This is a genomic window from Rhodococcus sp. 3258, assembly GCF_031456475.1.
GTDB lineage: Bacteria > Actinomycetota > Actinomycetes > Mycobacteriales > Mycobacteriaceae > Rhodococcoides > Rhodococcoides fascians.
Genome location: NZ_JAVDUT010000001.1, coordinates 1,501,543 through 1,523,967 on the forward strand (window position 1 = coordinate 1,501,543; position 22,425 = coordinate 1,523,967).

17 protein-coding genes are annotated in these 22,425 nt (G+C 65.9%); 8 read left to right on the forward strand and 9 right to left on the reverse strand.

Annotated elements, in window-relative coordinates; all coding sequences use genetic code 11:
• The first annotated feature begins 32 nt into the window (after positions 1 to 32).
• Positions 33 to 1,157 carry a DUF3068 domain-containing protein gene (locus J2X62_RS06980; RefSeq protein ID WP_032387607.1) on the forward strand — a complete coding sequence of 375 codons (1,125 nt, stop codon included), beginning with the start codon at positions 33 to 35 and terminating at the stop codon, positions 1,155 to 1,157.
• Between the two features lie 101 nt (positions 1,158 to 1,258).
• Here the strand turns inward: J2X62_RS06980 and J2X62_RS06985 are convergent, their stop codons facing one another.
• The 3 genes from J2X62_RS06985 to J2X62_RS06995 all read right to left on the reverse strand — a co-directional run bounded on the left by J2X62_RS06985 (position 1,259) and on the right by J2X62_RS06995 (position 5,023).
• Positions 1,259 to 2,977, reverse strand: coding sequence for a nitrilase-related carbon-nitrogen hydrolase (locus J2X62_RS06985; protein WP_032392106.1), 1,719 nt, complete (start codon positions 2,975 to 2,977; stop codon positions 1,259 to 1,261).
• Entirely contained in the window at positions 2,977 to 4,416 is a 1,440-nt protein-coding gene (locus J2X62_RS06990; RefSeq protein ID WP_204847340.1) for a cytosine permease, read from the reverse strand. The genes J2X62_RS06985 and J2X62_RS06990 overlap by 1 nt, the downstream gene beginning before the upstream one ends.
• Positions 4,417 to 4,585: 169 nt before the next feature.
• A complete protein-coding gene (locus J2X62_RS06995) occupies positions 4,586 to 5,023 on the reverse strand; it encodes a MarR family winged helix-turn-helix transcriptional regulator (protein ID WP_032392105.1) in 438 nt (145 codons plus the stop codon).
• Between the two features lie 103 nt (positions 5,024 to 5,126).
• Between J2X62_RS06995 and J2X62_RS07000 the strand changes: the two genes are divergently transcribed.
• Entirely contained in the window at positions 5,127 to 6,203 is a 1,077-nt protein-coding gene (locus J2X62_RS07000; protein ID WP_204847339.1) for a substrate-binding domain-containing protein, read from the forward strand.
• Here J2X62_RS07000 and J2X62_RS07005 read toward each other — a convergent pair.
• The gene (locus J2X62_RS07005) at positions 6,172 to 7,398 is read right to left on the reverse strand and encodes a polysaccharide biosynthesis protein (RefSeq protein WP_310179038.1); all 1,227 of its coding nucleotides are present in this window, start codon (positions 7,396 to 7,398) and stop codon (positions 6,172 to 6,174) included. The genes J2X62_RS07000 and J2X62_RS07005 overlap by 32 nt on opposite strands.
• 25 nt (positions 7,399 to 7,423) lie before the next feature.
• Between J2X62_RS07005 and J2X62_RS07010 the strand changes: the two genes are divergently transcribed.
• Complete coding sequence (locus J2X62_RS07010) at positions 7,424 to 9,151, forward strand: hypothetical protein (RefSeq protein ID WP_204847337.1); 1,728 nt, start codon at positions 7,424 to 7,426, stop codon at positions 9,149 to 9,151.
• Here J2X62_RS07010 and J2X62_RS07015 read toward each other — a convergent pair.
• Positions 9,086 to 10,318 (reverse strand): glycosyltransferase family 4 protein, encoded by a 1,233-nt coding sequence (locus J2X62_RS07015; RefSeq protein ID WP_045841191.1) that lies wholly within the window; start codon positions 10,316 to 10,318, stop codon positions 9,086 to 9,088. The genes J2X62_RS07010 and J2X62_RS07015 overlap by 66 nt on opposite strands.
• A gap of 83 nt (positions 10,319 to 10,401) precedes the next feature.
• Between J2X62_RS07015 and J2X62_RS07020 the strand changes: the two genes are divergently transcribed.
• Positions 10,402 to 11,208: a class I SAM-dependent methyltransferase gene (locus J2X62_RS07020; RefSeq protein WP_310179040.1), complete on the forward strand. Its 807-nt coding sequence runs from the start codon at positions 10,402 to 10,404 to the stop codon at positions 11,206 to 11,208.
• 9 nt (positions 11,209 to 11,217) lie between these two features.
• Positions 11,218 to 12,096: an ROK family protein gene (locus J2X62_RS07025; RefSeq protein ID WP_204847336.1), complete on the forward strand. Its 879-nt coding sequence runs from the start codon at positions 11,218 to 11,220 to the stop codon at positions 12,094 to 12,096.
• Positions 12,097 to 12,162: 66 nt separating this feature from the next.
• Here the strand turns inward: J2X62_RS07025 and J2X62_RS07030 are convergent, their stop codons facing one another.
• The 4 genes from J2X62_RS07030 to J2X62_RS07045 all read right to left on the reverse strand — a co-directional run bounded on the left by J2X62_RS07030 (position 12,163) and on the right by J2X62_RS07045 (position 17,360).
• Positions 12,163 to 13,992, reverse strand: coding sequence for a phosphoenolpyruvate carboxykinase (GTP) (locus J2X62_RS07030; protein ID WP_027495371.1), 1,830 nt, complete (start codon positions 13,990 to 13,992; stop codon positions 12,163 to 12,165).
• Positions 13,993 to 14,300: 308 nt separating this feature from the next.
• Positions 14,301 to 14,603, reverse strand: coding sequence for a DUF6802 family protein (locus J2X62_RS07035; RefSeq protein WP_051364982.1), 303 nt, complete (start codon positions 14,601 to 14,603; stop codon positions 14,301 to 14,303).
• Positions 14,604 to 14,661: 58 nt separating this feature from the next.
• On the reverse strand, positions 14,662 to 16,212 hold the full coding sequence (locus J2X62_RS07040) for a hypothetical protein (protein ID WP_204847335.1): 1,551 nt from the start codon (positions 16,210 to 16,212) through the stop codon (positions 14,662 to 14,664).
• Entirely contained in the window at positions 16,209 to 17,360 is a 1,152-nt protein-coding gene (locus J2X62_RS07045) for a hypothetical protein (RefSeq protein WP_310179049.1), read from the reverse strand. The genes J2X62_RS07040 and J2X62_RS07045 overlap by 4 nt, the downstream gene beginning before the upstream one ends.
• A 162-nt stretch (positions 17,361 to 17,522) precedes the next feature.
• On the opposite strand from J2X62_RS07045, the gene trmB reads away from it, so the two are divergent.
• Genes trmB through J2X62_RS07060 form a run of 3 tightly spaced genes read left to right on the forward strand, consistent with a single transcriptional unit; the run spans position 17,523 to position 22,402 of the window.
• Positions 17,523 to 18,299 (forward strand): tRNA (guanosine(46)-N7)-methyltransferase TrmB, encoded by a 777-nt coding sequence (trmB, locus tag J2X62_RS07050; protein WP_370878763.1) that lies wholly within the window; start codon positions 17,523 to 17,525, stop codon positions 18,297 to 18,299.
• A 14-nt stretch (positions 18,300 to 18,313) separates the two neighbouring features.
• Positions 18,314 to 19,000, forward strand: coding sequence for an NYN domain-containing protein (locus J2X62_RS07055; protein WP_283548662.1), 687 nt, complete (start codon positions 18,314 to 18,316; stop codon positions 18,998 to 19,000).
• Positions 19,001 to 22,402 carry an MMPL family transporter gene (locus tag J2X62_RS07060; protein ID WP_310179053.1) on the forward strand — a complete coding sequence of 1,134 codons (3,402 nt, stop codon included), beginning with the start codon at positions 19,001 to 19,003 and terminating at the stop codon, positions 22,400 to 22,402. It abuts the gene before it with no gap.
• Positions 22,403 to 22,425: the final 23 nt, after the last annotated feature.

Sequence of the window (22,425 nt, forward strand, 5' to 3'; positions counted from 1 at the left end):
TCCAGTGAAGCGGTCGACTAAGGAGATTCAGCATGGCGGAGCGCTCAGGGCCGAGCCGGATATTGGCCCTTTTCCTCATCGGCTTGGGCGCATTTCTGGTGGTTGCCGCCATCCTCATCCCCACCTACACCGTCTCGGCGCTCGAGAAGACTCCGCTCGACCTCGAGGTCACCACCGTCTCCACCGGCACCGGAAGCGTCCTCGACGCGCGGTCGCTGGCAGCCGGTCGCGCCGTGGTCGATCAGAACGTTCCGCTGACCTCACAGCGATTCGTCACCGTCGAGGATCCCTCCGACGCCGACATCATGACTCTTCAGGCCGGACAGACGTTGCGCCGCACCGACAAGCAGGCCGACACCGGACTGCTGACCGCCACGGTCGACCGCGTGACCATCGATCGCAAGACCTCGATGCCCGTCGAAAGCCCGATCGGCACCATTCAGGTGGCAGGCGACAAGCCGGCCGAGGAAGTGGCCCACACCGGTCTGCAGTACAAGTTCCCGTTCAACGCCGAGCAGAAGAGCTACCCGTACTTCGACGTCAACGCGCGCGCCTCGAAGGACATCGACTTCGTCGAGGAAACCGAGATCAACGGCACGCCGGTGTACCAGTACCAGCAGACCGTCGGACCGGTCGACCTGTCGACCGTGGTGAACCTGCCGACCAACAAGGTCACGCTGCCCGCCGACACCTGGGGCGTCGAAGGTGGAACCGCACCGGTGACGATGACCCGCTGGTACGAGAACACCCGCACCCTGTGGGTCGAGCCCGAGACCGGCGTCGTCGTCAAGGGCGAAGAGCAGATCCACCAGTACTACGGCCGTGAGGCAGGCCGTCCCGAGGTCGACGTGCTGAAGGCCCCGATCACGTTCGACGAGAACACCGTCGAGTACCAGATCCAGCAGGCGAAGGACGGCCAGGACAAGCTGTCGCTCTTCGGCCGCACCGTTCCGATCGTCGCCGGCATCCTCGGTGTCATCTCGCTGATCGCCGGAGTCGTTCTGCTGCTGCGCGGCGGCGGCAACGGTGGACACCGTCAGCCGGCCCGCACCGACACCGGTCCTCGCCCGACCCCCAGTGGCGGCACCGCACCGAACCGCGACTGGACGACCGATCGCACGGAAGAGATTCCGAGGACGAACCTCTCCAAGGAGTAAGTGCCTATGCAGGAGTAGAGCCTGCGGAACGACCAGATAGCCAGTGGCGTGGTTGTGTGCCCCAGCGGGGACATGACCACGCCACTGGCGTTTTCGGCCACTCAGGCTGTCGAGAGGATTCCGTACTGGTGTGGTTGGCGCATCAGCACGAGGTCTTTGCGGCGCACGACGTTGGTGGGGTACGCCCCACCCAGGCTCGAGGTGTCCACGACGCAGGTCGCGTGGCCCGGTGCGTCGCCGTCCACGAGGGCTTCGGTTCGGGGGAAGGCGAAGGTGTCCGGCCCGAATACTCCGCTGTGTCCGGCAATTCCGCGGTCGGTGTCGATCGTGTTGGCGAACGCGAAGTACACGTTGTTCTCGCCTGCCCGGACGCGCATGTGATGCCAGTGCGTGGGATCGGCTCCGGTGGGAATCTCTGCTGCATGAGGGATGTCGGTTCCCGGGTGGGAGCCGACGAAGGTGCCTGCGAGTGCGGCCGGGCAAACGATCAGATCACAGCCACGTAGCGCCAGAATTCGGCCGGCCTCCGGCAACAGTGCATCGTGACCGACGAGCATTCCCACTCTCCCGACGGGAAGGTCGACGACGGTCCAGCGGTCGCCCGCATCGAACAGCGAGGCATGTTCGACGGACAGATGGATCTGGCGGTACGCCGTGCAGGTTCCGTTCGGCTGTACCAGCACTGCGGAGTTGTACACCCGATCGGATCCGATGTCGCGCTCGGCCACACCGACGACCATCGAAACACCATGTCGAGCAGCGATATCAACGACGCGTGAGAGCGACGGCCCGTCGATCGACTCCCCGACCTCGCGCGGCGGGCGATCCGCGGAGACCGGCCCGGTGACGGACAGTTCGGGAAACACGATGAGATCGCTCGCGCCTGCAAGGCCGGCGGCCCACTGCTCGATGTCGTCGAGATTGCCGTCGATCGACGTCCCCGGAGTGCATTGCACGACGCTCACCGACGAAGTCCGCCCGGCCGGTAAGGGCGAGTGGCCGTAGAGGGTGAAGAAATCGAGCGGGTTCCACGCGTACGTGTTGGTCTGCAGTTCACGGTACAGATTCGGCCTGCGCACCGGCCCAGCCTCTCGCGTGCGACGAATGTCGATGTCGCCGAGGACAATACCGTCACCGACGTCGAGGCGACCGGCCACGTTTCCGTCGGGTTCGATGATGCAGGTGCCGCCGCTGAACTGAACGGTTCGTTCGAGACCCCAGCGATTGCTCTCGATGACGTAGCAGTTGTTCTCGAAGGCCCGACTGATCCAGTAGGGGGCAGGAGTGCGTTCGGCGAGCCAGTTGCTGATGTGGCAGATCACGTCGGCACCCTGAAGCGCAACCACTCGCGCCGTCTCCAGAAAGTGCAGATCCATACAGATGAGCAGTGCGATGCGACCGAGCGGGGTCTCGAACACCTGGTGCCCGAGATCGCCCGGGGCCGCCCATTTGGGCTCGGCGATGTACGGATGCGTCTTGCGGTGTGTGCCGACGATTCCCTCGGGACCGATGAGAACTGCACTGTTGTAGAACAATCCGCTCGTCGCATCGACTTCGGGCATGCCCACGACGATGTAGCAGTTACGACGGGACGCGATCTCGGCGAACGTCTCGGTGGTGGGGCCGGGGATCTGTTCGACGACGGTTGCCGCTTCCTCGGTGTCGTGGAAGCAGTAGCCGGTGGTTGCCATCTCGGGTGTCGTGATCAGGCGCGCTCCGTCCGAGGCCGCCTTCTCCACGAGGTCAGTCAGAGCGGCGACGTTCGATTCCTTGGCGAACAGCGTGGGCTCGAATTGGACGGCCGCTGCAGTGAATGTCATTACGCCACAATCCTTTCGGTGATGAGGGGGTCGTTCGATTTCGGTGGTTCGTAGAACTGTCCGCGGGTTGCCATCGTGAGCGGAACGTAGAGAAGAGGACCGAGAAGCATGGCGATGAACGACGCGTAATACGACGGGTAGAGGCCGAACACGCCGAGTCCGCCCACCGCGACGCCCGCTGCCATGGCGATGATGCCGCAGGGGTTCCAATTGCGCACTCGCCCTTCGCGGAACTCGATGTTGTCGCGGGGAGCCAGGCCGAGCAGTCTTCTGCACACGAAGTAGTCCGCGAGCAGAATGAAGATCCAGGTGTTGGTCATGATGCCGGTGACGGCCAGGAACTTGTCGGTGTACTGCAGAATGTTGACGGGGTAGCACAGCACGCCCACCACCAGTAGCGCCACCATCCACCATTGACGCCCGACCTTCCTGGGCGAGAGCACATCCCACGCGTTGGACAGGGCGAGGGATCCTGAATACAGGTTCATGACGTTGATGCGAACCTGGGTGACCACCGCGAAGATCACGCCGAGCAGACCCATGACGATGGCGAAGTACAGTCCCGGGTCGGTGGCCGAGAGTTCCGGTGTTGCAGTGGTTCCGGTGAAATGACGCAGCATCGTGAAACCGAGGAACACACCGAGAATCATCACGACGACGATCATCAGCAGTTCTGCCAGCATCAGTCCGGCCGTTCCGACATAGCTGACGCTCTTCTTGACGAACCGTCCGTAGTCGGTGGCGATGAGTGCTTGGAACACGACCTGCCCGTTCGCGAGGCTGAACGCCTGCCACAGTGCGGTGGCGGTGAATCCACCGGTCGCTTCCCATTCGCCGGGCCCGACGAGTACGTAACCGCTGGCGAGCATGTACATACCGACGGCGAACAGGATCAGGAAGATCGGCATCCCGAAGCGCTGCAGAATGTTCATCGAGTGCATACCGCGCCAGGAGAAGAACAGTGCCACGAGTGCGACCAGCGCGAATACCACTGTGGCCCAGGCGGAGTCGATCTCGATCCCCGCGAGCTCACTGAGCCCGTGCGAGACGATGCTGCCCTCGAAGACGAAGTAGAACACGTAGTTGACCGCGTAGACGAGCGAGGCGACGGCAGAACCCTTGGTTCCGAACCCGAGCCCGCGGGTGAGCAGTGGCAGCGACAGACCCTCTTGGCTGGCGATACGCATGATGAGGCTGCCGACGAGCGTCGCACCGATCACCATGTACGCCACGGGGATCAGGAACATCGGCCATCCCACCAGAAACCCGATCTGGCCGCCGAGGGCGAACCAGAACATCGCGGTCACGTTGCCGGTGAGGACCAGCAGGATCGCCGGCCGCCGCCAGCGTTGGTCGTCGGGCACTCGGGAGGTTGCGTAGCTTTCGATCTGATCGTCGAGGCTGGTCGCTGGCCCCTCGAAGTATTTCTTCATGTTCATGAACGGGTGTCCACTTCGGTTCGCGGCGAGAGCGCTGGCTGCGCTGCATCGGAACAATACTTTCCGTGGACACTATTGCAATGTGAAACATGTTAAAAAGAGATCACGAAAGCGGCCGACCTGGCAGGTTACGGCGGAGACCGCGTCCGAGACCGGACGCCGAGAAAGGTCAGTGGGTGATCGAGGCCGTCTTCGCGTTGGTCTCGAGGGCCCGGAGCAGAGACTGCAACAGCTCACGATCCGACTCCGACGGGAAGACCATCGCCGCGGCGTCGTTCATCATCGGGGCGGCCGCGTCGTGCTTCTCTTTCCCACGGGCAGTCAAGCGGATCAGCACCTGCCGACGATCGACGGTGCCGGTACGGCGGTGCACCAGATTGTTGGACACCAGCCGGTTGACCGCCTTGGTCAACGTCGGCGGGGAGAGCAATGCGAACTCCGCTGTCTCGGCCATCGTGTGTCCCTCACCGTCGGACAACAGCGACAGCACTCGCCATTCTTCGAGGTCCAATTCCCACGGCACGAGGGTGGCGCGCAATCGATCCGACACGGCCCGCTCGACCACGGTGAGCAAACGCGCTGCCGACGCAGCATCCTGGTGATCCACGTGATCGTCCCCCTGCTCGGTTACTGCGTCGGCGCTACAGTCTCTCTCAGCGATTCTATGGTGAAGCGAACCGCGAAGAGACACCGAGCGGACGGACGGCACGATGAACAGCGATCGGTTCGACACGTTTCGCGTCGGCCTGATCTTTCCGATGTCCGGACCGTTCGGCATCATCGGACCGTCGAGCGAGCTGTCGGCCCAGCTGGCCAGGGACGAACTCAACGCCTCGGCCGGCGTGTTGGGCCGCCGCGTCGAGTTGATGTCCATCGACGGCGGCCGCGATCCGGTGACGGTGGCCCACGAGGTCGCGACGCTGCTCGATGCCGGTGCCCTCGATGCGGTGGCGGGGATGCACACCTCGGCGGTACGGCGAGCCGTCATTCCGGTGACGCTCGGACGGATTCCGTACGTGTACACCTCCATGTACGAGGGCGGCGACCGCTACCCGGGACTGTTCATCACCGGTGAGACCCCTGCCAACCAACTGGTCCCGGCGCTGGAGTTCCTCGTTCGCGAATTCGGACGACGCCGCTGGGCGATCGTCGGAAACGACTACGTCTGGCCCCGAAAGAGCGCTTCCATCACGGTAACTCGGCTCCGTGGGCTGGGCGCATCGGTGGTGCACGCGGAGTTCGCACCGGTCGGCACGAGCGACTTCGCAAGGACAGTCACCGCGATCGAGCGGTCGGGTGCCGACGCGACCGTGGTCCTCCTCATCGGCGACGACGCAGTCCATTTCCATCAGCAATTCGCCGGTGCGGGGCTGGACGCGCACTGCATCCGCCTCAGTCCACTGATGGACGAGAACATGTTGCTGGCGGCCGGCGGCGAGAACACCCACGGGCTGTACGTCGCGTCCGGCTATTTCGAAACCCTCGCCACCGAAGCAAGTTTGGGATTCTCGGCTCGTTTCGCTCGTTCCTTCGGGGTCGATGCGCCGATCGTCGGCGCACTGGGACAGTCGTGCTACGAGGGCATCAAACTGCTGGGCGCGCTGGTGAACAGGGCAGGCACAGCAGATGTTCGCATCATCGAATCCGTATCCGATTCGGTGTCGTTCACCGGTGCCCGTGGGCACCTGTTTCTGTCCGACGGCCACGTCTCGCAACCGATCTATCTGGCGTTGGCGGGTGCTGTCGACTTCGAGATCATCGGCGAGATCCGGCCCGCGCGCGAGTGATTCTGTCGCCGAACAGGACAACGCCGCACACGACGGCCATCGTGACTGCGGCGGTAACGGCTGCGACGGTGACGAACTGGGCCAGGGTGGACGCCACGAACAGCAACAGCAGCACCTCGACCGCGAGGGCGAACCAGGCGACGAGGGCCAGGCGGGTACGCTCACCCGCTATCGCCCACAGCAGCGCGCTCTGCAGCACCGCCAGGAACGCCCCCTGCAGCACGAACAGCCACACGTATTGCTGCACACCGGAATACGTGTCGCCGACAACCAACGGCAGTAACGGCGACGCCAGCGCGCCCCCCAGTACCAGTACCGTGCCGAGTCCGGCGACGACGGTCAGCGCCGAGCGCACTGCGGCAGCCGAGTGCAACGGGTTCGCCATGCGCGGATACAACACCACCCCGACCGCCTGCGGCAGCCAGAACGCTGCTTTGGACGCGACAGCACCGACCGCGTACAGCCCGGCCTCGGTACTGCTGAGCAACGACCGAGCCAGCACCAGATCCAATGCGGACATCGCGATCAGCACCAACTGCACCTGCGAGGCCTGCAGCACCGTCAGAACGGTCACCCTGGTTTCCGACACCGCGTTCACCGGCGCTCCGGCGGCCGACCGCGCGCCGACGGCCACCACGCCGATACCGGCCGCCGTGGCCAGCAGCACCGAACCCGGGCCGCCGCCGAGCAGCAACACGACCACCGCCGGCGCCACCTTGCCGAAACCGGCCGCCGCCAACACCACGCTGAGTGCGCCGAACCGGCCGCGTCCTTGCAGCAGCCCCTGCTCCGCGGCCAACAACACCAGCACCGGCGCAGCGATCACGGCCGACACCGTCGCCGCTGCCGAGACGTCCATGGCCGCCGACAAAGCCGGGGACACAGCGAGAGCCAGCACACCCACGACCGCCGCACAGCGGTAGCCGACGCCACGCAGCTCGCGCGAACTGCGGCCGCGCACCACCTCGCGCGCGACGACGGACTGCAACGCCAACGCCGGGACCGCCAGAACCAATTGCACCGCAAGAAGACTCGCGAACTCGCCGTAACCCTCGACGCCGAGCATGCGACTCGCGAGCACCTGTAGCAGATACGCCACGACATTGGCGAACATCGAGCCGGCCGTCACCATCCCCATCCCGGCGACGGACGCACCCGCCGGGTGGTCTGCCTCGGACGAGGCGCGAAACGACATGCGTCCACGGTATAGGGTGCCGATCATGGCGTGGTCGAGGTCGAGGTGGACGCCGCCGCTCTACAGCCTGCTGCTCTCGCTCGTCGTTCTCGGACCACTGCTCGGCCCTGGATATCTCCTGCTTCGCGACGCCGTCAGCACCCCCCGTTCCTACTTCACCGACTCCGCCTGGGGAATCGCCGACGCGGCCGCGCGGGCAGTGCCGCAGGATGCCGCGATCGCGGCCCTGACCACGGTGTTCGACGGCGGCCTTGTGGTCAAGGCCGTTCTGCTGCTGGCGTTGTGGACGGCCGGCTGGGGCGCGGCGGTGATGGCGCAGAAGATGCTGCCCACCGCACCACTGCCTGCCCTGCTCGTCGCGTCGACGGTGGCCGTGTGGAACCCCTACGTCGCCGAACGCCTGCTGCAAGGACATTGGAGTCTGCTCGTCGGCTACGCCGCCCTCCCGTGGACGGTGGTCGCCGCACTCGCGGTCAGGTCCGGTCGCTCCTGGTGGGCCCTCGCCGTCTGCCAGGCCGCGGCCGGGCTCACCCCCACCGGCGCGCTGCTGGCGGCAACCGTCGCGCTACTCGTCGTCGCCCTCCCCGGGGGTGCCCGACGCGGCATGCGCGTGGTCGCCATCCTCGCGATCGCAGCCGTCGCGTCGGCGCCGTGGCTGGCGGCGACGATGGTGTCGGGCGGTGGCGTCGAACCGGCGGATCCGGCGGGTTGGGCCGCATTCGCAGCACGCGCCGAACCAGGTCTGGGCACGGTGGGTAGCCTGGCCGGTCTCGGCGGCATCTGGAACTCCGATGCCGTACCCGGTTCTCGGACAGGACTTTTCGCTGTCGTGGGGACGGTCCTGTTGCTGACCGTCATCGCTCTCGGGATACGGCCGCTGTATCGGCGTCGACACAATCCGGTGATCGTTGGCCTGGGTGTCGTTGCACTCGCTGCCATCGTGCTTCCTGCGCTGGCAGCAACCGGACCGGGGTTGGCGGCGGCTCGCGTACTGGGCGACACCGTCCCCGGGGCCGGTCTGCTCCGCGATTCGCAGAAGTGGGTCGCGCTGGCCATGCCGATGTACGCTCTCGCCGCTGCGGCCGGTGTCAGCTGGTTGGCGTCCCGGCGCAGCCGATTCGGCAATGCATGGCTGCCGGGGGGCGTTGCCGTGCTGGCGTTGCTCGTTGCGCTCCCCGACCTCGGCTGGGGCGTCGGCAGCGCACTGAAGCCGGTGACGTACCCGCAGTCGTGGCAAGCGGTGTCGGCGGAACTCGCCGACCAGGACGGCGACGTGGCCGTCCTTCCCGCCGGAATGTTTCGCCGCTTTCCCTACAGCGGCTCAGCACCCGTTCTCGATCCCGCACCCCGCATGCTGCCGCTCGACGTACTGCAGACCGGTGAACTCCTCGTCGCAGGCGGCACGGTCCGCGGGGAAGGGAAACGGGCGACGGACGTGCAGAACGCTCTGCTCGCAGGCGACTCCGCGGACACTCTCGCGGCCCTGGGTGTCGGCTGGGTACTGGTGGAGAACACGACTCCCGGCGAGCTCGGCAATGCACAGCAGACGTTGGACCGACTCGACGCCGTGTACTCCGACGAGGAACTGACCCTCTATCGGGTGCCGGATCCGGCGATGCTCGAAAGTCGTTCGGCAACAGCCGTTGTGCTCGCACATCTGACGTGGGCACTGCTGTTGCTCGGCGGACTAGCGGTAGGACTTCTGAGCCGATTCGGCAGGCGTGTGCGCGTCGGCCGCCCCCACCAGGCCTGACGACCAGGTGCCGCGCGTCGTCCCGTCGAGCACCGAGAACACGCCGTCGGCGCACTGGCCCCAGGAGAACTCACCCGCGCGGACTCGTGCCTTCTCACCGAGGCGAGTGCGGGCCTCCGCGTCCTGCAGCAGTTCGGCGACGGCACCGGTCAGCGCGGACACATCGCGGTCCTCGGCTCCGGACGTCGAACCACCCACGAGAACACCGGTGACACCGTCGATGATCGAATCGGTGAGTCCCTTGGAGCTGCGATAGCCCACCGTGGGAACACCGTGCTGGGCAGCTTCGACGACGGCGAGGCCCCAGCCCTCCTTTCGGGAGGGCATCACATGCACCCACGACCGACCGAGCAGTGCATGCTTGCGCTCCTCGTCGACGTGACCGTGGAAGGTGACGTATCGATCGACGCCCAGGCTCGTGACGTACTCGCGAAGATTCCGTTCCCACCACCCGCCGCCGATGACGTCGAGATGGATGTCGGGAATGCTGCCGCGCAGTGCAGCCACGACGTCGATCGCGTCCTCGATCTGCTTGTGTGGAACCAGCCTCGACAGCACGGACAAGGACGGGTGCGGCGTCCGGGTGTCCTCGCCGCCTTCCGGTACAGACAGTGGGATGTCGTCGGCACCGTTGCGGACCACGGCGATGCGCTCCCGGTCGACACCGAGAGCGATCAGCTCGTCTGCAGAAGGCAACGACACCGTCAGGTACTGATTGCGGCGGTGCACCCTCGGCGAGATCGTCGACTCGAGCCACCAGCCCAGCTTGGCCATCATCGGGCCCGCCACCGGCCACTGCTCGCGGTGACAGTGATGCACCAGCAGCGTGACCGGCACACCGAGTACTGCGCGGGAGAAGAACGGAATGCCGTTCTGGGTGTCGATCACGGCATCCGGGGAGATCCCCTTGAGCGGCCCGAAACCGAGCCGACCGGCGGCGATGGCGGCCAGAGCGCGGGGATACACCGACAGGCGACCACCACCGCGACTGATCCGGATGCCGTCGACGATCTCCTCGGCCGGAGCACCGGGATAGGACGCCGTCCGCAGCGTGACGCGGACACCGCGTCGAGCCAGGCCGGCACCTACTTGCTCGAGGTACCGCTCGCTGCCGCCGCCCTGCGGATGCCCGGTATCGCGCCAGCACAGCAACAGAACCTCGCGCACCGCTCGCTTCACCCCATCCACCGTGCTCGCTTCTCGACCGTCGTCGAATACCGCTGCCACACTAACCGCTAGGGTTCGTTTTCGTGACTTCCGCCGTGACACGACTGTTCGCCTCTCGCGCGACACTGCGTCGCTCGGTGAAACTCCTGAAGGACTTCGGGCACGAGCAGAGTTCTCCGGACATCTTCTACGGCGCCCTGGCCCGTGATTCCGTCGAACTGATCGGAGACCTCTACCGCGGCCTGACCGGCACCGACATGTCCGCGGCGACGGTGCTCGACGTCGGCGGCGGACCCGGATACTTCGCCGACGTCTTCGGCGCGAGTTGCGCGCGCTATCTGCCCGTCGAACCCGACGCCTCGGAAATGCACGCCGCCGGACTGCAGATCCCCGGTTCGGTGCGCGGCTCCGGCATGGCGTTGCCCTTCCGCGACGACAGCGTCGACATCTGCTTCTCGTCGAACGTCGCCGAGCACGTCCGCGAGCCGTGGACCATGGCCGAGGAAATGTTGCGCGTCACCAAACCCGGCGGCCTCACGGTGCTCTCGTACACCATCTGGTTCGGCCCGTTCGGCGGCCACGAGACCCGGCCGTGGCACTATCTCGGCGGCGAATACGCGGCCCGACGCTACGCCCGCACCACCGGACACGAACCCAAGAACCGATTCGGCGAATCTCTGTTCGACATCAGCGCGGCAGACGGATTGCGTTGGGCGCGAAGCACTCCCAACGCAACGCTACTGGCCGCGTTTCCGCGCTACCACCCGCGCTGGGCATGGTGGATGATGCGCGTTCCGATACTCCGCGAGTTCCTCGGGAGCAACCTCGTCCTGGTCCTGAAACCGAACTCATACCCAATGGGTCATTCCGCAGGCTCCACTCCCGCATAACCTGGATCGATGACGGCACTCGCGCTCGACATCGGCGGCACCAAGATGACAGCGGCACTCGTCGGCGACGACGGACGTCCGCAGCACCCGGAGACAGTTCCGACACCGGCCACCGGCGTGTGGGAGGCCTGTGCCGCACTGCTGCACGGGGTCGTCGGAAGCGTCGACGTGACACAGGTCGGGGTCGCGTGCTCCGGTCCGGTCGACCTCGTCACCGGGTCGGTCGCGCCGATCAACGTCGACGAGTGGAAGAACGGATTCGGTCTGCGCGAGCACATCGCCGCCGCACTGCCCGACGCCGAGGTACTTCTGGCCATGGACGGCAGCGCAGCGGCATTGGGTGAGCATCGATTCGGTGCCGCTGTCGGGATACCGGACGTGCTCAGCCTCGTGGTGTCCACCGGCATCGGCGGAGGTCTGGTGCTGGGCGGGAAGATTGTCGCCGGAGCCAGTGGCAATGCCGGGCACATCGGCCACATCGTCGTCCCCGGTTCGACGACGCCCTGCGCGTGCGGCGGAATCGGGTGCGTCGAGACCGTCTCCAGCGGCCCCTCGGCGGTGCGGTGGGCTCGGGAGCAGGGCTGGCCGGGGAACACCGGTGTCGAACTGGCTACGGATGCCGCCGCGGGCGAACCGCTCGCCGTCACCGCATTGCAACGCGCCGGAGTGGCTCTCGGTCAGGCCATCGCATCGGCGGTCGCACTGGTGGACGTCCGGATGGTGGTGATCGGCGGCGGCTTCGCTCAGGCCGGCCCGCCGCTGTGGGATCCGATCCGGGAGTCGATCGCCTTGCACGCGCGCCTGAAATTCCTCGACGGGCTGCAGGTGGTGCCGGCTGCGTTGGGCGGCCTCGGCACACTGCACGGCGCGGCCGCTCTCACCGCCTGATCTCGCACACTTCGAAAGCCAGAACGGGGCCCACCCCTCGGTGAGCCCCGTTCTGTCTCGTGAATACTACGCGCCCAGGCGCTGCTTGAGGGCGTCGAATTCGTCCTGAATTCCGGTGGGCAGTTTCTCGCCGACGAAGTCGAACCACTCCTGGATCAGCGGGATCTCGGCCTTCCACTCGTCGGTGTTCACCGCGAGTGCCTCCGCGACGTCGTCGACGGTGGTGTCGAGGCCGTCGATGTCGAGTGCCTCGGCCGTGGGGACGACACCGATCGGGGTCTCGACGCCCGCGGCCTTGTGCTCGATGCGCTCGACGATCCACTTGAGCACACGCGAGTTCTCACCGAATCCGGGCCACAGGAAGCGCTTGTCGTCGCCGCGACGGAACCAGTTGACGTAGAACACCTTCGGTAGCTTGGACTCGTCGGCGTTCTTGCCGAGGTCGATCCAGTGCTGGAAGTAATCGCCCACGTTGTAACCGAGGAACGGCAGCATGGCCATCGGGTCGCGTCGGACGGTACCGACGGTGCCCTCGGCGGCAGCGGTCTGCTCGGAGCCGACGGTGGCTCCCATGAACACTCCGTGCTGCCAGTCGCGGGCCTCGGTCACCAACGGAACGGTGGTCTTGCGTCGTCCGCCGAACAGGATTGCGGAGATCGGCACACCCTGCGGGTCGTCCCACTCGGGAGCCATCGACGGGCACTGAGCCATCGGCACGCAGTACCGCGAGTTCGGATGTGCGGCATCGGTTCCGGACTCGGGCGTCCAGTCGTTGCCCTTCCAGTCGATCAGGTGATCGGGCTTGCCTTCGAGGCCTTCCCACCACACGTCGCCGTCGTCGGTCAGGCCGACGTTGGTGAACACCGAGTTGCCCTGATCGATGGTCTTCATCGCGTTCGGGTTGGAATCCCAGTTGGTGCCCGGAGCGACACCGAAGAAACCGAACTCCGGGTTGACGGCGTAGAGACGACCGTCCTCACCGAAGCGCATCCACGCGATGTCGTCACCGATGGTCTCGGCACGCCAGCCCGGAATGGTCGGCTGAATCATCGCGAGGTTGGTCTTACCACACGCGGACGGGAATGCCGCCGCGATGTAGTACGCCTTGTCCTCGGGGGAGATCAGCTTGAGGATCAGCATGTGCTCGGCGAGCCAGCCCTCGTCGTGGGCCATGGCCGACGCGATACGCAGCGAGTAGCACTTCTTGCCCAGCAGCGCGTTGCCGCCGTAACCGGATCCGTAGCTCCAGATCTCGCGGTCCTCGGGGAAGTGGGTGATGTATTTGGTGTCGTTGCAGGGCCACGGCACGTCGGCCTGACCCTCGGCCAGCGGAGCACCGAGCGAGTGCAGCGCCTTCACGTAGAACCCGTCGTCGCCGATCTTGTCCAGAGCGGCCTGACCCATGCGGGTCATCACACGCATGGAGATGACGACGTACTCCGAATCGGTGAGCTCGACGCCCAACTTGGGATCGGCAGCGTCCAACGGTCCCATGCAGAACGGAACGACGTACATGGTCCGTCCGCGCATGCAACCGCGGTACAGCTCGGTCATCAACGACCGCATCTCCGACGGGTCCATCCAGTTGTTGGTGGGACCGGCGTCGATCTCGTCCTTGGAACAGATGTACGTGCGCGACTCGACGCGGGCCACGTCCGACGGATCGGAGTTGCCGAGGAACGAGTTGGGCTTCTTCTCGTCGTTGAGACGGGTGAAGGTTCCTGCCTCGACCAGCTTGTCGGTCAGGCGCTCCCATTCGGCGTCGGATCCGTCAGCGAACACCACGGAGTCCGGTTCGGTCAGTTCGGCTACCTGAGCAACCCAGGCAAGCAGTTCTTTGTGTCGAGTCGGCACGCTGTCGGTGCCGCTCAAACCGGGAATGGTCGCTGAGGTCATCTAACTCTCCTGGGGTTAGCCGGAACCGGGAAGAATTCGCACGATCGCTGTGGGCAAGCACGCACGAGTAGATCTCGGTTTTCCCCTCTCGGCGGGGCGCTGCTCGGCCGTTCGAGCTGCAGTACACCATGTTACTGGATACAGCAAGCCGAGGACCGAGCGCCGGATGTCCTGTTCATCAGGTTAACGCCGAGCGACGTGATTCCAGAAACAGGGTGTTGTCCGATTGGTCACAAGACCGATTCAGATAGGGAAAGACCGACGCAAGAAGCCGTCCACCAGCGCCGATGCAAATCAGACCGAATGGCCTACAGTCGGCCGGATTCGGACGATCTGCCCTGCCCGAAACCGTTCGCTTCCCGAAAAATCTCCCAGGATTCGTAGTGCCCGTCACGGTCGAAGGCGGTGAACTTGTCTGTCACACCGTCTCCATCGACATCCGTTCCCACCGTCGTTCCGGCCTCCGTCGTCCGAACGGAAGTCTCGTGACGACCGTCGCCGTCGAGATCGAACCAGTCCGTCGAGACGTACCCGCCACCGTTGTCCGACGCGTCCTCGGCCGGCTCGTTCGTCTCGAAACCGCCCACTGCGAAGCCATCCACCGCGATCATCGACGCTCCTCACTGTCGGGTCCCTGTTCGCCGCCTGCGAACCTGTTCGGACGTGCACCTACCCGCTTCGACGCATCTGCGCGCCGATCGGTTCCGGATCGCCGGGAGAGAATTCGACGGGCTTCGACGGCACGACCGAGTCGCGCCCGGACCCGCGAAATCGCTCCAGCCCGCGCTCGAGTGCAGCCAGATCCCGATCGCAGGCCGAGAGCAGCGCCGATCTGTGATCGGCGAGCGTGCGAAGTTCGGCATCGATCTCGGCCAGCGACAGATCGATACGTGCCGCCGCCTCCCGGTCCGCCGAGGTCAACGCCGACGCGAGTGCGGACTCGGCATCGAGAATGCGAGAGAGCAGCCGCTGTTCCACTTCCGATTTCACGCGAGCCAGACTTTCCTGGGTCCAGCCGCGAAGGTGCGCACGGTCGGCGACGAGTGCGCGTGAGCGGGTCAACCACCACGCGATCGCGGCACCGATGGCCAGTGAGACGATCGTGTTGGCGACGGCCAAGGTAGGAATCAGAGCCAGGGGCGAAACGACGAGCCGACCCAGTCCCACCCCTGCCGAGGCCCCCAGTGCGACCATCAGGACGTCCTCGATCCCGCGTCGCCTGGTCGGTTCGCCGATGTCGATCTCACCGCCTGCAGTACCGGATTCGGGCACCGTGTCGACGAGCCCGAGTTCGACTTCCACGGCGCGGAGACCGGTGGACAATGCAGCGTCGGCGCGTGCTCGAACTGCCTGTACGGATTCGGCGAGGTGCCCGGGCAGATGGCCGAGTTCGGCCCGCCGCGATCCCTCTATCGTCTGCCGTACCCGCGCGCCGAGCATCCGAACGTCCTCGGCCGCAGCGTGAATACAGTCGACCCGAACACGTTGAATACGGTTGTGCAGCAATGCCCGTCGGTCACCACCGAGATGTTCGCGTTCACCGAGCAGCCGCGCCCGCCGGGCACGCAGAGGGGCGGTGTCACCACCTCCGGTCACTGCGCGAGCTTCGGCGACGATGGCGACCTTCGCCTCTGCGGCAGATTCCTGCACTGCAGCAACGTACTTGCGCTGTGCCCCTACCGCCGCGGCCTGCATCAGCAACGCGTCGATTCTGTCGGCGATCGCCCCGAAACCCGACTCCGCGAACACGGCAGCATCGCCGCTCTCCCTACCGGCTCGTGCCAACCGTGCCGAGACCGGATGGACGGAGTGTTCCACCGCACGCGGAACACGCTCGGCGACGATCTCGATATCGGCGTCGACCACTTCGCGCCACCGGCGATGCACATCGATCTTGTTGACCACCAACATAACCGGTGTCGACTCGAAGGCAGGACGCCAGCGCTCGACGTCGGCACGGCCGACCGGAGCCGACGCGTCGACGACGATCACGACCACCGCGGCCTCCTCGATCGAGTCGGCGAACCCGATCTCCGCGCCGTCGCGCCGGGTGAGCAGATGCCACATCTCGGTCTTTCCGGATGCTGCGGTGCCGGTGACGTGAATGCCTGCAGGTCGGCTGCTGCGTGCACGATCGATGCGTACAAGGGATTCCGAGTTCCGTCGACGCAGAACGCCTTTCAGATCGTCCGGCAGCGGGAACCGGTTCGGATCGGTCACGGTCGGAGCATCCGCACATAACCGCGGCACAGGGCCAGGGCGGAGCGCCGGACGGCGTCGTCCTCCGAGGTGGCGGCACACCGCTTCCACACCAATGCCTGCTCCAGCAGGGCCCGCTCCGAGCCCGTCTCGATCGGTACCCCCAATCGCGCTGCAGCACAGCGCATATCGGCAGCCACCGCCTCGTCCGAAGCCAGATACGATTCGACGGCACCTCGAACGTCTCGGTGACGGGCGGATATCTGCAGCAGTTGTTCGTGCAGGTCGTCGTCGCGGGCCGTCGCAGCAGCCGAGACAGCATCGGACACGACCGTCGTCACGGCGTCGACCCCGGTGGCCTCCCACAGCTCACGCAATACATCCGCGTCGGACACTTCGCTACGCCGCCGGAGCGCATCGACGAGTAGGGCGAGACCGCGTAATTCCACCCGGTCCAGCAGTGCCTCTCGGCGCGGCGTCGAGAGCGGAATATCAGCACTCCCAAACCGATCGACCGTCATCAGATCCCCAGTACGCAGCGCACCGGCCGCGACGGCCCGCACATCGGCCATGTCCACAGCGGAGCCTCGGTCCGCGCCGCCCAGGCCCGCTGCAACAGATCCCATCACCGGCAGCACTTTTCGCCCCAGTTGCTCGGATGCCGCTGCGGCTGTCGCCGCGGGTTCGTCGAGAGTGTCGGCCTTGTTCAGCAGGATCACGGTGTGTGCCGGCGGTCCGCCGGGTCGAGCGGACAGGAAGGTGATGTCGTCCGGGGACACGGCACCGGCCAGCACGTGGACGAGAACGTCGATATCGGATGCGGTGCGGCTCTGCTGCACCTCCGCTGCACGCGGGATATCGGCCCATCCGCTCTCGTGCAACCGGACCTCGAACCCGTCGGTATGCAGTCGCGCGGCATCGAGCACCGAGACAATCACCGACTTCCCGACTCCGACGCGGCCGGAAACGTGCACCTCCAGCGGCCGCAGACGCCGCTCGACAGCATTCTCGACAGCCTTCCGGCCTGCGCCGGCCCCGGCCGCGTCCACCTCTTCCGAGCGCACACGCAATCGACCCAGACCTGCCTCGGCACCGTCCATCATCGATCCCCCCCCGGAAACGACCCACCGAACGGCCACATCGAGATGTGCGATCGGCTCGTCGAGCACGATCGGCCACGTGGCCCGCAGCCCCCTGCTGCGGCACCGATTCTGGCACACGACGGCCGTTCCGGACGGGCCGTCGAGAATTACACCGTTGTATTTATAGGACGCGGCCCTAGCGCTGATCAGCGATGGAACAGCAAGTCTCAACTTCAACTCGAGACCCACCTGTCACACACTCCGCCGATGCGCGACAATGGACCGGTGAACGAGCCACAGGACACCTCTGCCGACACCGGAGACAACTCGGTGCAGACCCAGGAACGGGGCTCGCGGCTGTACCCCAGAGTGACCAGTTTCCGCTCCCGCCGCGGAGCGCTGACCGACGCTCAGCAGAGCACCTGGGACAACCTGTGGCCACGCATCGGCCGCGATGTCGCCGACGAGCAGATCGACATCGACGCCTGGTTCGGGCGCAGCGGTCCGGCGATTCTCGAGATCGGGTCGGGCACGGGCACGGCCACCACGGCGATGGCGATGGCCGAGCCGCACGTCAACCTCATGGCCGTCGAGGTCTACCGACCCGGGCTCGCGCAGACTCTGCAGCAGATCGAGCGCGAGAACATCGAGAACGTCAGGTTGTTCCGCGGCGACGCGATGGACGTCCTCGAGAACATGCTGACCTCGGAGTCCTTGACCGGCGTTCGCGTCTTCTTCCCCGACCCGTGGCCCAAGGTGCGCCACCACAAGCGTCGTCTCCTGCAGGGCCCGACGTTTGCGATGATCGCGGATCGCCTGAAGCCGGGCGGCGTTCTGCACGTGGCCACCGATCACGCCGAATACGCTGAGTGGATTGCCGAGGCCGGGAACGCCGAGCCCGGCCTGACCGTTCTCGATTGGGAGTCGCCCATGACGCACGAGCGGCCGGTGACCAAGTTCGAGGGCAAGGCCCAGCAGGTGGGCAGCTCGGTGACGGAATTGATCTGGGGAAAGAAGACAGCATGAGCGTCAGTACGGACATGCCCGACACCGTGATCGATCCCGCCGAGCTCGGGGCGATCAGTGAGTCCCGCCACAGCAAGCGAGTCCTGCTCGTGTGGGATGCACCCAACCTGGACATGGGTCTCGGCGCGATCCTGGGTGGCCGGCCCACCGCTGCCTACCGCCCACGATTCGATGCGCTGGGCCGATGGCTGCTCAGTCGCACCGCTGAACTGTCCACCTCGGGCACCGCGACGCTCGAGCCCGAGGCAACGGTGTTCACCAACATTGCACCCGGCAGCGCCGACGTCGTCCGCCCCTGGGTCGAAGCATTGCGTAACGTGGGCTTCGCGGTGTTCGCCAAGCCCAAGGTCGACGAAGACAGTGATGTCGACGCCGACATGCTCGACCACATCGACTTCCGCAACCGTGACGGCGGCCTCGCCGGTGTCATGGTCGCGTCCGCCGACGGTCAGGCGTTCAAGGGGCCGTTGGAGGCCATCGCAGCAACCGGAGTACCCGTTCAGGTACTGGGATTCCGGGAGCACGCAAGCTGGGCTGTCACGTCGGACATCCTGGAATTCCTCGACCTCGAGGACATTCCCGGCGTCTTCCGTGAGCCACTGCCTCGGGTGAGTCTCGATTCGCTCCCCGACGAGGGCGCGTGGCTGCAGCCCTTCCGACCGCTGTCCGCCCTGCTCGTCGGGCGCCAAGGAGTTTCTTAAGTGTTCGCCAGATGGGGAGACATCGTCTACCGCCTGCGGTACACCGTTATCGGTGTCATGGTGGCCGGGCTGTTGGGCTTCGCTGCCTACGGTCTCGATCTCAACAGCCATCTCAGTCAGAGCGGTTGGGACGATCCGACCTCGGAATCGGCCCAGGCTGCCCGTCTGGCGGACACGACGTTCGGACGCGACAAGCAGGGTGACGTCATCGTCCTCTACACCGCGCCCGAAGGGTCGTCGATCGACGATCCGGAATTCCAGTCGAAGGTCGTCTCGAGCCTCGAATCGCTCCCCGTCGACCATCCCGACCAGATCGAGAAGGTCAACGGCACCTACTTCAAGGTGCCCGGCGCACCCAACCTCGCAGCTCTCGGTACCAACGACAAGCAACATGCCATCGCCAGCATCGCAATGAAGGGTGCCGACGACACCGAACTGACCAACAATTTCCAGGCCGTCAAGGACGCCTTCTACATCGACGGCGTCGACGTGCAGGTGACCGGTCTTCAGGCCGTGGCCGGCGCACTGCAGTCGACGATGGCCGGCGACATTCACCGCATGGAACTGCTCGCGATTCCCGCCGTCGCGGTCCTGCTGTTCTTCATCTTCGGCGGCGTCGTCGCCGCGGCACTCCCGCTGATCATCGGCGGTCTGACGGTCGTCGGAGCCAACGGCATCGTCAAGGTGTTCACCAACTTCACCGAGGTCAACTCGTTCGTCGCGCCCGTGGTCTCGCTCGTCGGACTCGGGTTGGCCATCGACTACGGACTCTTCATCGTCTCGAGATTCCGCGAGGAACTCGGTGACGGACATACGACGCCACAGGCCGTGCGCCGTACCGTCATGACGGCGGGTCGCACTGTCGTGTTCTCCGCGACGATGATCGTCGCTTCCCTCGGTGGCCTGCTGCTGTTTCCGCAGGGCTTTCTGAAATCCGTCGCATACGGATCCATCGCCACCGTCGCGCTCGCAGCGCTGACGGCCATCACGATCCTGCCCGCGATGCTGGCCATCCTCGGCCCACGCGTCGACGCCCTCGGTCTGAAGTTCATGCGCAAGACCAAGTCGAGCGAAGAGATCGAGAACGGCATGTGGGGCAAGCTCACCCGCTGGGTGATGCGCAACCCCGTCAAGGTCACCGTGCCCATCGTGCTCGGATTGGTCCTTCTGACGCTGCCCGTCGGCAACATCAAATTCGGTGGCATCAACGAGACCTACCTACCGCCGGACAACGTCACCCGCGTCGCGCAGGGAGAGTTCGACAGCCTGTTCCCCGGCCAGCGCACCGAACCCATCAAGATGGTCATCGAAGGCGCGCAGGGTCCGACGCTCGGCGCGATCACCACGCAGGCGAACAACGCTCCCGGGTTGATCGAGAAGTTCACTCCCGTCGGTGCCAGCAAGGACGGCGTCATCGTCTTCAAGGCCGGGTTGACCGATCGCAACGACTCGAAACCGGCCATCGACTTCCTCCGCAGCATCGACGTGCCGGACGGCGCGACGGTCATGATCGGAGGTACCCCGGCAATCGAGCAGGACTCGATCAGCGCACTCATCGACAAGCTGCCGCTGATGGCCGTGCTGGTGGTGTTCATCGTGACGATGCTGATGTTCCTGACGTTCGGATCGCTGGTGCTGCCGATCAAGGCGGTGCTGATGACCGTCCTCGGCCTCGGTGCCACCATGGGCATCCTGACGTGGATCTTCATCGAAGGTCACGGGGCGGGGCTGATGAACTTCACCCCGGGGCCGATCATGGCTCCGGTGCTGGTGCTGATCATCTCGATTGTGTTCGGCCTGTCCACGGACTACGAGGTGTTCCTACTCTCCAGAATGGTCGAGGCACGCGAAAAGGGTGCCAGCACAAGCGAAGCCATCCGCATCGGAACCTCGCATACCGGACGCATCATCACCGCGGCGGCACTGATCCTCATCGTCGTCACCGGCGCGTTCGCGTTCTCCGATCTGGTGATGATGAAGTACATCGCCTACGGCATGATCGCCGCTCTCATCATCGACGCGACGCTGATTCGCATGTTCCTCGTGCCCGCCACGATGAAGCTGCTCGGCGACGACTGCTGGTGGGCTCCGCAGTGGATGAAGCGCATTCAGCGCAAGCTCGGCCTCGGCGAGACCATCCTCGAAGACGAGCTGCTGCCCACCGGAGACGTGCCCGAACTCGCCCTCGCGGGCGGCGCGCCCTCGTCGACCGTGGCACCCCCGATGCGTCCGACACCGCGCCGCGGTGAGCCCCTCACCGAACCCATCCCGGTGGTGGCACCGCACGGAGGCGGACCGATCCGTGCCACGCACGCCGCGAAGGAAGAGTCGCGTCGAAGTGTGACCGGCCGGCCGGCGACGCCACCCGAGCCGACCCGCGCGGCACCGACCACTCCCCCGAAGCAGGCTGAGCCCCAGCCCGATTCGGTGCAGCCGTACTCGTCGCAGGCCTACTCGCCCCAGGCTCGCCCGTCGCAGGCTTACTCGCCGCAGGCACCCGCGGCGCGTCCCACTCCGCCGCGTCCTGCCGAACCGCGCCCACCCGTATCCGGGCCGACTCGGGCGCAGCAGGTTCCGCCGCGTCCGCACGTCGAACCCGAACCGACTCAGGCAGCGGACGTGGTTCGACCCGCTCCCCCGAGTGCCGCACCCGCACCGGCACCAGCACAGTCGCCTCCACCGCCGAGTGCACCCCCGAGCCGCACCCGCAGCACGCGAGCGGGACGGGCCGAGGAGCCGGATTCGCGATCCATCGAAAGTTGGCTGGCCGATCTGCGAGCCCCGAGCGCATCGCAGGCACCACGGCCGAGCACTCCGCGAAGCGAGTCGCTCACCAACGGCTCCCACGGTTCTGACAGCCACACCTCGAATGGTCACGGCTCGAACGGTCACGGCACCGGTGCCAACGGGTCGTCGTCCAACGGCTCGACCACCAACGGGGCTGCTACCAACGGGGCCGCTACCAACGGGTCTGCTACGAACGGTGCCGACAAGCACGGCACCAACGGCTCGAGTACCGGTGCCCACGGCGGCACAGCTGCCGGACGCAACGGTTCCGGGCGAAACGGCAACGCCGACAACGGGTCCGAACGCCGTGGCTCGAACGGAAACGGCATCGACCGCAACGGTTCGGACAGCAGTGGTTCCAACAGCAGTGGTTCCGCCAGCAGTGGTTCCAACAGCAGTGGTACCGACCACCGCACCTCGGAACGACATGACACCGAAAGCAACGGCAACGGTGTCGGGGCCAGTTCGGAATCGGACCGCGAGGAGAAGCCGTCCGGTCGTCGTGCCGCTCCGTCCACCGAGGGCGGCGACAGTGGCCGCCATCGCGGCGGCGACAACGGCCAGGTGCTCAGTGTCAGCGAACTGTTGGCTCGGGAGCGCAACCGCTCACGCTGACGCGAGTCGTCACAGCTGGGAGG